Raw genomic sequence first — 11,706 nt, 5'->3', positions numbered from 1 at the left:
GTGGCGGCGGCGTCGAGCGCCCGCGGCGGGCCGGCCGGTGTGCATTCTATACCGTCGAAGGCGACGTTCCTTCGTCCAGCTTTTGGGGATAGCGAGATGACCATTTGTCCGGCGTGTGGCAGTGTATCAACCGCAAAATTGTTCGAAGTGACAGCAGACGAGGCCTCTCGACATTTCATCAATCCGCGTCAGGACCCCGATCGCTCTCGAAAGTTAACAAGCCACCTGTCGGATCTCTGGGGCAGTAACACTTGCGACATTCGCAAATGCGCAGATTGCGGATTCGGTTTCGCAGATCCGTTCGTCGCCGGAGGCTTTGAGTTTTATAACTTAGCCTGGGCGTACCCTTCTTATCCAACTATGAAATGGGAATATGCAAGGACAATCGAAGAGCTCGCGGGCCTGAATACTGGCGGAAAGACTGCTCTCGAAGTGGGATCGGGGTTCGGGTATTTTCTCGACCGCATCAACAACAAATTCTTCCATACTTCGGATATTTCTGCGGTCGACTACAACGAAACGGCGCGATCAGTTTTGGCGTCAAAAGGCTTCAAGACCTTTGCGAGCGATTTTCGGGAGGACAGCTTCGATTCTATGAAAGAGGCCTTCGATTTTATTTTCATGTTTCAGGTCTTCGAGCATATGGACCAAGTGGATGAGGTTTTTGCTCGCTTAAAATATCTTCTGAACGCGCAAGGATCTGCCTTCATTGCCGTGCCAAATGAAAACAGAACGTACTATATGGAGTCTCACGGCTCGCTCGTAGACATGCCACCAAACCACATTGGCCGATGGACGAAAGAAGCCTTCGATGCCATATGTCGGCGGCACGGCTTGCAATTGAGCAAATGCGAGCGCGAGCCATTCAATCTCGCCAAATTCCTGAAGCAAGACATCGTCCACAGCTTTTTGCGAAAGGGACAAAAACCAGGTAGTGTGAGTGAGTTCGTGCGGGCCCTGCCGCGAAGCAAAGCGCAACGAATGGCGCAAGGTTTGACTGCCCTTGCGATTTCACCGTCACGCTTGCCGGCATGGGCATACGCCATCAGGAACGCATCTACGATGGGCGGGAGCGCACTCTGGGCGAAAATCGACAAAGTCTCGTCACCTGCGCTACGGATTCATCGCCAAGCCAAGCAGTAATGAGCGGTGCGCCACGCCGCTTGCAGCGGGAAGGTGATTTTGACACCACCAGGCTGCGGGACCTGCCAAGCAGACGAAGGACGGCGTCAGGGGCGTCGCCTCAGGTGTGGGTTCCGGAATTCATGAATGCCCGTCCGGCGGCTCCTGGCCAGTAGGTTCCGTTGTGACACTTCGGACCCACGCTCCGGATGGACCTCTCCGCGGCAACCCCGGCTGCTGGCCCGCGCCGGCAGTCGATCGGCGCAGCGCCTAAAGCGGTGATTTTCAACCAGGCGGCGGTGGGAAGTACCCGACAATAAAAGCCGAGCTCGTCATGCCCTCTCCAGCAAGAGATCAGCGCTGTCCCCGAACCGGTAACCGGCGTGCTTCCTGAGATTGACCTTCGTGAGAACGCTTGCGACGGGAACCGAAGCTGGCGTATCGCCCGCAACCAGGTCTAGAACGCCTCGCGCGATGCCGCGTCGCGTTTTCGCCCAGCGAACGGCGAAAAGAACCACGTCACCCCAGCCTGTCAGGAGTCTGGCCTCTGGTCCCTCAAGCCCCAGCGGTCCATTTATGATGACCACCCGATAGACCGAGTGCAGTTCATCTTTGAAAGGGGAGCCATCGACACTGGACAGCAACGGCAGCAGATCCTCCGACGGTGCGAGCGCCATGAAATCGATTCCGATTGCCGACATTCCAGCTGTCGCATCGTGCAGTGCACAACGGTCACTGATATAGTCTCCGAAAAAATTGTGCGGCTTACGTGCGCTGAATTCCTTCACAAACTCGCCTGTGAGGCGGCGGTCCGTACGGTCCAGATCAATGAAGAGTACTCGCCCTCCAAGTCTGGTGGCCGCCAAGGCCATGCTCCATGCGAGCTCGGTCTTGCCATCATCCTCACCGCAGGATGTTATCAAGATTATGTTCGAGCAATCCCTCGCCCGTTGGGGCGCCGCGGCGACAAGCAGGGCCGTCACGGCGCGGCTGTATCTGGACTCCTGCTGGCCTGAAACCAGCTGCTGCAGTCGCCTCGCGTGCGTTGTGGCAGCCTGGGGTATTAGCCCGAGGCACGGAACCTTGAGCGCTGCTTCAGCTTCGGCCTCTCCGCGCAAGGTGCTATCGAAGCGTTGGCGGACAAGCATGAATATCCCCCCAATCAGGCCAAACACGACCATGCCGGGCGGAATAAGAAATATTGGCGAAAGAGTCGTTGGATTGGTAGGGGGCCACGCCGCTGAGAGAAGCCTGACTCCGGGGGATGGACTTGCAATACGCCGCGTCAAGTCTTGTTGCCGGGTCAAAAGGTCATTGTAGCGCTGCGTCAGGATGCTGACCTGCGGCTCGAGAGCGCGCAATCCGGAAAGCCGGCCGGCTGTATCGGCTACGACCGCATCCAGGACATCCTTGCGCTTTTGCAGCGCCGCAATCTGAGAGCGATAGATGTTGGCCTCGGCAGCGGCGCCGGCGATTTCTTGGTCAATCTGACGGTCGATCGCATCTGTGACGTCCTCATCTGTCGTGTCGTTGGCCTGGCGTGCCAAGAGATCGGCCAGCACGGGTGATCCGACGGCTTCGGCGATCGAGGCAACCGACGCGCCCCGCTTTCGCAAGTCCTGAATGTGTTGGAGTCGAGATTCCGATGCGGAGAGATCCGCTTTCGACAAGGAGATTTGCTGGGTAAGTTCGACTATCTCTTTGGCGGCATTGTCCGCTGCACCTTGGTCGACCGCGCCATGGCTCAGCCGATACCTCTCAAGACGATCGGTCGCTTCTGCGAGACTGTTTTGTGTAGCTGGAAGTCCGGCAACTATCGATTCAAGTTCCAGTCTGTCCGATGCTTGGCTTTTCCTCGCCAGATCGCCAATATACACTTGGGCGAACGTGTTGGCGATCAAGGCGGCCCGCGCCGGATCGTGATCGGTGAAGCCGACACTGATGACCCTCGATCGCAGCTCCTGGCCGATCCTTATACCCTTGCGCAGTATCTTGAGTTCAGCCGCATCTGGCTCCGCCGGAGTGCTTCGCGGCCAAATTTTGGCCAGCAGATCGGCTGTACCCGAGCGCAACTTCGGCGGCTCAAGGCCCGCAGGGTTAGCAGCAGAATTTTCGGTGCCAGCGTCAACCTTTGTAGTACTGTTGAGAGCGTCCGTTTTGCGCAACGCTGCCACCACGCTTCGCAGATGGCTTTGCGACGAGAGCATCGTTATATGGTCGTCAATGCTGGAATCCACCGCATCCTGAGCAGAGACCAAGCCGCCGGCAGGTCCCGCTCTGCTGGGTGCGTCGACGATCACCTGTGTGGTGGCTTCATACAGGGCAGGCCGTGCAAGACCGGCAAGCGCGGCTAATACGCCGCCGCTGACGACCATGGTCATCAGGAACCATTTTTTTCTTGCCAGGGTAACGAGGAGCTGATGGAACGGGGTTTGCGTGTCCATCTGTTCGCGTAGCGGACGTTTCATGCGCGGAGCGATTTCGCGCGCAGGCACGTGCATTTCGTTAACGTGCGGAAGGTGGATGCGGCTAACTATGGACCCTTCCATCTTAATCTCCTGTAAGTTCGGGCACGCGAGAACCCGTTGCGGGCGGCGATGGCCGCCTTGCCTCGTTGTGCCAGGCCTGGAACATCAAAGCGGGCCACAATTTGCGAGAATGGTCGTGCCTGCCATCAACGTGATCGCGCCAGCACGCATCGACCTCCGCAAGGTCGAAAATCCCGTCTCCGGACAAGCGCATATCGGCGACAAGATCGTTTGCCCAACTGAGCAGCGGGCCTCTCAGCCAGACTGCTATGGGAACATCAAAACCCTGCTTCGGCCGCTCGATCAGCCGCTGCGGAACGTACCGGCGCAACAACTGACGAAGGATCCACTTGCCTTTGCCATTACGAACCTTCGTATTCGTCGGCAGGCGCCAGGCAAATTCGACAACACGATGATCGAGCAGCGGGCACCGCCCCTCGAGGCTGTTGGCCATGCTGGCGCGGTCCAGCTTCACCAATATATCCCCGGGCAGGTATCCGGCCATATCGTCATACAAAAGCCGGGACAGCAGCCCATCAAGCCGGTGCTCGACGTGAATTGATGAGGGTGGCTGGTGGAGGCTCAGGTTCTCGGTCGATGATCCCGTAAGCCGCCGATACAACTCGTCCTCATTGGCTGCAGCGAGGAGCTGAGCTAGGCGATTCAGCCGATCCCCCCGAAGCGCATGCCGTGCACCCTCCGAAAGCGGCAGCTTGCCGACGAGATCGTGACGGGCTGCACGGGCCAGTAACCCAGTGCCTGCCGCGAGCGCCCGACGCAGTGCTGACGGCAGAGTATGCTGTCGTCGCAGACGGGCCGCCATGAAGTGGCGGGCGTAGCCGGCGAAGCATTCATCGCCACCGTCGCCCGACAGAGCCACCGTAACGTGCCGGCGGGCGAGCCGCGCCACCAGCAGAGTTGGTATCTGCGATTCGTCAGCGAAAGGCTCATCCCAGATCTGCGGCAGTTCTGGAATGACGTCGCGCGCTACGGCAGCCGAAAGGTGGAGTTCGGTATGGTCGGTGCCCAGATGCCGAGCGACTTCCGCGGCGTGGGGAGCCTCATCGAACCCGCCCTCTCCGAAAGCGATCGTGAACGTGCGCACAGGCTTTTCCGATTGAGCCTGCATCAGGGCCACAACCGTCGAGCTGTCTATTCCGCCCGACAGGAAGGCCCCCAGCGGGACGTCAGCGATCATGCGCTCCCGAACGGCAAGCCGAAGCAGGCCGTCCAGTTCATCGGTGAGTTCCTCGTCGCTGCCGGCGACCTGCTCCGTCCGCCCTTTCGTGGCGGCTTCGGCCAGCGACCACCAGTGTCGAATGCGATGCGACAGGGAGGCGACACTGCGTTCCCCGGAGAACTCAGCGGCCGTTACCGACAGGACCGAACCCGGCGGCAGCTTGAATACGCCTCGCCAAATGCAGCTGTCATCCGGTACCCATCCCTTCGAAAGCATTGCCGCGGCCGCATCGATATCGAGCTCCTGGCAAAACCCTGGAAAACGGTTGATCGCCTTCAACTCGGAAGCAAAAACAAGTGCATCGCGTGTTGAGGCGACATAAAGCGGCTTTTTGCCCATTCGGTCGCGGGCGAGATGGAGCGTCCTTGTCTTAAGGTCCCATAATCCTAAAGCGAACATGCCGGCGAAACGCGTGAGTGCTTTTTCGAGGCCCCAACTCTCAACTGCGGCGAGCATGACTTCGGTATCGCTGGCGCTCCGAAAATGATGGCCTGTACTCTCCAGCTCACGGCGCAAATCACGGAAATTGTATATTTCGCCGTTGAATGTGATGACATATCGGCCGCTTTCGGAATGCATCGGCTGACGGCCAGCCTCCGATAGGTCAACGATGGCCAGCCGCCTGTGACCGAAGGCGACACCCGATTCACAGTTTACCCAGAATGCCTCGCCATCCGGACCGCGGTGGCGAAGTGCGGCCGTCATCTGCTCTATTGCCCTGAGCGGCCTCGTGTCCGCTGAATCGGATGCAAGAAGAATTCCGGCAATACCACACATACCATTACCCCGGATTGTTGGAGATTGCAGAAACTGCTTTCGGCGTACCGGCGACAAGGCAGATGGTCAGCGCAAACCACACGATCGGGTGGCGGATGATCAGGTGCGGCATCCCGAAGATGATGATTGACACCACGAGCGCTAACAGCGCGTCGAGCTTCGCACGCCACACCGACATGATGGCGGCGCCGACGATCCAGACCAGCGCCAGAACCGCAATGAGACCACCTTGAGTGTACAGGTCGAGGATCGTATTGTGAGCCTCGAAGGGTCGTTCCAGAAATTGCGAGTCGAACACTGATGGGCGCTCGAGATGCGGACCTGGACCAAGGCCAAGCGATCCGGATTCGGCGCCCTTCTCCAACGCTTCGTCCCAGAGATGCACGCGGAGCGCGGCGGTTTCCGCAGTAGCCTCGCCGCCCTTGTCCTTGGTCAGGCCCTTGGCGAAGTTTTCGAGGACGCTCGCCTCCGTTACGGCATAGGGGGTTATCGCCATCGCCAACGGAAGGATACCGACAAGCAACAGGAGGACGGCTTGCCGTGAAAAGCTGATCCCGTTGCCACCGGTCTTGAGCCATGTCCTGATCCGCAGCCCGAGGAATGTCAGGCAGGTCAGGATGCTGGTGTACAAATAGGTATCGCTCTTTGTCAGCCTCCCGACATAGAAGGTCAGGAACAAGCTGGCGATCCCAAGAAACCTGCCCCATCGGTTGCTGGTGGTGGTCGCAAGATGCAAGGCTAGGGGGCCAAAGATTGCGCAGTAGAGCGCGAGCTGGTTTGGATTATGCGACCAGCCACGAAAGCGGTCCCAGTACCAGGGATCGACGCCAGCTCGGGGGATCCAGCCCCAACCCTGTCCCAGCTGAATGGCAAGGGCCATATTCGCGATGCCCACAACCCACCAGCCGGTACGACGCAGACGGCGATCAGCCTCGGGTTCTGCAGCGGCAAGGCAGGTAATGCCAACCAACAGCAGGTAGGCCATCGTATCGTGCATCAGGCCCGTCAGATATAGAACTGTGGTCAGATAGCCGACGACGGTGCCGACCCCGAGAGCAAGCGCCATGATCGTCCAGAAACTCACAAGGCGTGTCAGCGCCGGCCTGGTCTCCAGGTGACCGCCGGCGAGTACGCGCCCAATCGACAGCATGATCCAAAGTACGAGGAATAGTTCGCCAATCCCCAAGGGCGATCCAGGAATGTCGAGTTGCACCGCATAGGTCATTGCGAGGCCGCAGGCCAGGATCGCGTCCCGGATCATCGGCTCACATCCAATCTGCTTCTCGCAGCACCCTCTCCAAACAAGATCGGAGACGCCGGTCGGGCGAGATCGCTGTGAGATTTGGCGCCAAGGATATTTTTGTACAGATCGCAATATTGGGCCACCACCCGCGGCAGCGCGAACTGCTCCCGGACGAGTTCGACAGAACGACCGCCCATGACTTTTCCGTGGCCGCGGTCGGACAGGATGTCAACTATTCGAGATGCAAGACCATCGGCGTCGTGCGGCTGGACAAGGTAGCCGTTCCATCCATCCTCGACCACTTCATTGCAGCCCGGCATCTTTGAGGCGACGATGGGCAATCCCGCCAGCCCTGCCTCGAGCAGGACGCGCGGGATTCCTTCTCGATATTGTGTGGGGAAGGCGAACACGTCTGCCATGCCAAGAAGGGCTGGAATATCGCGCCGTGGGCCAAGCGCGATGACATGAGGAGCGTGTCGATCGATTTCCGACTTGTCGACTGCAAATGGACCTTCGGACTCCCAAGGGCCGACAAGCACGAAACGAGCATTAGGCCTTTTAGAAAGGACGCGGGGGACTGCTTGAAGCAGTACCGGGATGCCCTTCTGGCGGGTCAGCCGGCCCACAAAAATTACGATCTCTGCTGACTGGAGCCCGAGTTCCTGGCGCATTTTCGTTGCCGGCGGAGCAAGATGCCTCGCCATGGCGAACGCATCGACGTCGATGCCAGAACTGCGGATCACTCTTCCGCTGCCGGGTTCAATCAATCGAAAGCGCTTGAAGAAAGCCTCATCGTCCCGATTCTGAAACACCGTCGCTGCCGTCCAGAAGGAGGCAAGCCATTGCAATCCGCAAAACATTGGACGCAAGGCCAGAGCCCGCGGTTCCAGCGAGGAGAATGTCCAGCCCAGGCCGTTGATCGTGCGCACGACCGGCACCGTTCCGCGCACCGAAAACGGCGCCAGCAGGTTAGGCTTGGTGTCGAAACTTTGGATGATGTCAGGCCGGAGTTCCGCAACCAGTTTCCGAATCGCTCTTACGGCGGTCCACTCGCCACTGCCGCTGGCAAATCGATCGAAACCGTAGCGGCGATGCGGAATGCCATGCCGCAAAAACGCGGCCTCATCACCGGTCGAAACTGCAGTGACCCGGAAGCCGCTTTCGCGCAGCGACATTAGGAACGGAATTCTCAGGGCGTGATCTTCGCCTCCCACACAAACGAGATGCGGATTCATCCCGAAGCTCCCGTCCGTGCGCCGTGTTTCGGTCGCGTGAAGTAACTGCCTTTCGCATCTGCTTTCATGGTTTTGCTTCGTTACTTCTGTGCGCGTGAAAGGGTACGGTAGGAGGAGGCTTGCCTACTGTCCTCGTCTGTTTGAATGAGGTAAACCGCATTGGGATCACGGCCTTACGCATATCGCGAAGCACCTCGGCGGCACCTTGTTGGTACGCGGATGAATTGCGCCTCGAACTCAAGGGAGTTCTGCCAAGCCGGACTCGCCACTGATAAGACAAGCGAAGAAAGCGCTTCCGACAGTCGTGCGCTGTACGGCTGCTCTGCGCTGGGATTCCTAAGCTCCCTGTCCGGTCCGCGTGCTACCAGGCATGATGATCAGCCCCCCTCAGCCACAACGCCCGACGCGACTTGCCTCCTGCGACCAGCGGATAAGCCGATTCGACCCCTCCCGATGTCGGAAACCTGATCTGCCGACCGATATCCCGCGACAAGCGTGCAGACGCCTACGAATTGTCCACAACTAATTGGTTGCGGCAATGAGACTGTGGAGGGGCTTGGCTCTTAGATTAAATGTTCGTCTGATCTGTAAATTGGCAAGTTAACAGCTAAATAAAAAATTAGTTCACAATTCAATTCCGCAACACGCAAGCTACCTTTTTAGATCATGAAACTACCGATTTCCAATTAAATCAGATAATCTTGATAGATATACGGACTGAAAGCGATGATATTCTTGATATCATTGAATATCTCTATTTAGATTTCTCCTTCCGTGCAGCACTCCTATTGGCGATCAACCATTCTATCAGAGCCTGCAGGTATGTGATTTGGCGCTAATATACACCCTCTAGTAGGCAAGCTCCGGGGCGCTATCGAATGAGACAAAGGAATATTGGATGGCAACTCTGCACTATGCATCGGGTGGATCCGCCACCGAAATCGCAACCGCCGGCTTCAATCTGGCTGACGTTCAGTATGTTTCGCTGGTCAACGCATTGCCGGATGGCATGAAAGGCCTGGTCTATCTCAATGAGCATGAGGGCGTAACCGCATCCTTCATCGAGAAAATGACCCCCTTCCTTGGCAATCCGAACGTGTTTGGGTTCTATCTTGTTGACGAGCCCGATCCCACCGGCAGGTGGGGCACCTACGCAACCGCTGAGAACCTGAAGGCGGAATCCGACTGGATCCATGAGCATTTTCCGGGCGCCAAGACCTTCATCACCATGATGAACATGGGATCCCCGACCAATCCGGATTTTACGAACACCTACAATCCGGCCAACACGCATATCGACTATTTTGGAATAGACCCCTATCCGGTGCGCACGGGAACGGACACGGTCGACTACGACATGATCGACCGAGCCGTGGCTGCAGCGGTGAAGTCGGGCATCCCGGTTAGCAATATCGTTCCGGTCTATCAGGCCTTCGGCGGCGGTAATTGGGAGACTTCCGACGGCGGAAGACAGGTCATGCCCACCCCCGAACAGATGCAAATCATGATCGATCATTGGGCCGCACTGGTGCCGTCACCTGCCTTCGACTACACCTACAAATGGGGAACGCAGAACGGCGACACCGCGCTTGAAAGCTCTCCGGAACTGCAAGCCGTTTTCCGGGAGCACAACCTCGCTACCACCGGGACCGAACCGCCTCCCGTCGACACAAGCGACACCTTATACGGCACCAGCGGCGACGATGTGTTCCACGGCGCCGGCGGCCACACGATGATCGGCTATGGCGGCAATGACACTTATTATGTTGAGGATGTCCGCGATAAGGAGGTTGAGGCGGCGGGCGGCGGTGCCGACAAAGTGTTCGCTTCGGTTAGCCATGCTCTTGCGGCCGGCTCGGAGATCGAGCTTCTTGCCACCAACAGCCCGTCCGGCACCACGGCAATCAACCTAACCGGCAATGAGTTCGCCCAGACTATCCAGGGCAATGCCGGCGCCAATGTCATCAACGGCCTCGGCGGCGCCGACACGATGACTGGCTATGGTGGCAACGACACCTATTATGTTGACAATGCCGGAGACAAGGTGTTCGAGGCGGTGGGCGGCGGTACAGACAGGGTGTTCGCCTCGGCAAGCTTTGCGCTTGTACACTCGGCTGGCTCGCAGGTCGAACTTCTTGCGACCACGAACCCCTCCGGTACGGCCGCAATCAATCTCGTCGGCAACGAGTTCGCCCAGACCATACAAGGCAATGCCGGTGCCAATTACATCAACGGCATGGGTGGTGCCGACACCATGACCGGCTATGGCGGCAACGACACCTATCTTGTCGACAATGCCGGCGACAGGGTGGTTGAGGCGGCCGGCGGCGGGGCCGACAGGGTATTTTCCTCGGTGAGCTATGCTCTTTCGGCCGGCTCGCAGGTTGAGCTTCTTGCCACCACAAATCCTTCCGGCACGGGAGCAATCAACCTCACTGGCAATGAGCTTAACCAAGCCATCCTGGGCAATGCCGGCGCCAATGTAATCAACGGCGGACGAGGTGCCGACATCTTGACCGGTAACGGGGGCAATGATGCATTCGTGTTCAACAGTGCTCTTGGGGCCGGCAATATCGACAGGATCACCGACTTCAACAAGCTCCAGGACAAGATCCAGCTCGACGACGCCGTTTTTGCCGGGCTTAAATTGGGTGGCCTTTCATCCGATGCTTTCTTTGCTGGCACGGCCGCGCATGACAGCTCCGACCATATAATCTACAACAGCTCAACCGGGGCGCTCTCTTTCGACAGCGACGGGATCGGTGGCGCAGCTCAAATACAGTTCGCCACTCTCTCTCCAGGTCTGTCGCTTGCAGCAGGTTCGTTTCTTGTGATCTGAACGACCCGGAACGGCGGACCTTCTGCTCGAGCCGGTCCGCCGTTCCGTCTTTGTTCAAGCACCGGATTTTTCCAAAGCGGGTGCCCATTCGGGCTGATGCTCAACCTTGTCACCCAGCGGGTTCGCTAGCAGGGCATCATTGAAGGGTGGCTTGACTCTGCCCGCCACCGAGTTTACTCGGCGCGGTTCTCGACCGCTTCCGTGCCTTGAACGGGCTAGTGCATCTCAGTGAAATAGAAGCTCATCGCACGGTGCATGACGAAGCAAAACGGCTTCGCGAGTAATCCGGTATGCACTTTCTCGTCTCTTTACTCTTATTCGATTCTTCTCGGCAACGAACGGTCAGATCCCATCTGAACCTGGAATCGAGTACCAGATCCCTAGGCCGCTATCAGATCCTCTGCGCAATAGCGGCCATAGCTTCGCAAACCGCCCCTTCGCAGATCAGGGATAGATAAATCGGGAATGCCAATTACCTGAGCGCGAGAGCAGGGACCAGGCACCGCGACCCCGGCAGTCATTCGGCAGTTGTCCCTCGCTCATAAACGTCGGCCGAACAGTTTTGACGTCGCTTAAGTCTTCCTCATGAGCGAGTGCGGCAGGCGCTCCGACTGGGAACCGCCCCTATTCTCACCTTGAGCGGTTTCCTACATTGATTTGATCTCGATCACGGAGATCTGCCGACCGATATAAGATGATGAGCGCGCAGATGCCTACGAATT

The 11,706-nt window shown here is 58.1% G+C and carries 6 protein-coding genes; 2 read left to right on the top strand and 4 right to left on the bottom strand.

The window, feature by feature from the left end; all coding sequences use genetic code 11:
* A complete protein-coding gene (locus NKJ40_RS17505; RefSeq protein ID WP_352467089.1) occupies window positions 1-1,143 on the top strand; it encodes a class I SAM-dependent methyltransferase in 1,143 nt (380 codons plus the stop codon).
* Window positions 1,144-1,454: 311 nt separating this feature from the next.
* Here the strand turns inward: NKJ40_RS17505 and NKJ40_RS17500 are convergent, their stop codons facing one another.
* Genes NKJ40_RS17500 through NKJ40_RS17485 form a run of 4 tightly spaced genes read right to left on the bottom strand, consistent with a single transcriptional unit; the run spans window position 1,455 to window position 8,145 of the window.
* Window positions 1,455-3,671, bottom strand: a complete 2,217-nt coding sequence (locus NKJ40_RS17500; protein ID WP_352467088.1) for a GumC family protein — start codon at window positions 3,669-3,671, stop codon at window positions 1,455-1,457.
* 1 nt (window position 3,672) lies between these two features.
* On the bottom strand, window positions 3,673-5,667 hold the full coding sequence (gene asnB / locus NKJ40_RS17495) for an asparagine synthase (glutamine-hydrolyzing) (RefSeq protein WP_352467087.1): 1,995 nt from the start codon (window positions 5,665-5,667) through the stop codon (window positions 3,673-3,675).
* Between the two features lie 4 nt (window positions 5,668-5,671).
* On the bottom strand, window positions 5,672-6,928 hold the full coding sequence (locus NKJ40_RS17490) for an O-antigen ligase family protein (RefSeq protein WP_352467086.1): 1,257 nt from the start codon (window positions 6,926-6,928) through the stop codon (window positions 5,672-5,674).
* On the bottom strand, window positions 6,925-8,145 hold the full coding sequence (locus NKJ40_RS17485; protein WP_352467085.1) for a glycosyltransferase: 1,221 nt from the start codon (window positions 8,143-8,145) through the stop codon (window positions 6,925-6,927). The genes NKJ40_RS17490 and NKJ40_RS17485 overlap by 4 nt, the downstream gene beginning before the upstream one ends.
* Before the next feature lie 1,009 nt (window positions 8,146-9,154).
* On the opposite strand from NKJ40_RS17485, the gene NKJ40_RS17480 reads away from it, so the two are divergent.
* A complete protein-coding gene (locus NKJ40_RS17480) occupies window positions 9,155-10,984 on the top strand; it encodes a calcium-binding protein (RefSeq protein ID WP_352467084.1) in 1,830 nt (609 codons plus the stop codon).
* The last annotated feature ends 722 nt before the right edge of the window (window positions 10,985-11,706 follow it).

Origin of the sequence: Mesorhizobium sp. M0119 (assembly GCF_040322615.1) — a bacterium.
GTDB lineage: Bacteria > Pseudomonadota > Alphaproteobacteria > Rhizobiales > Rhizobiaceae > Mesorhizobium.
This window is presented reverse-complemented; position numbering and strand designations above follow the sequence as displayed.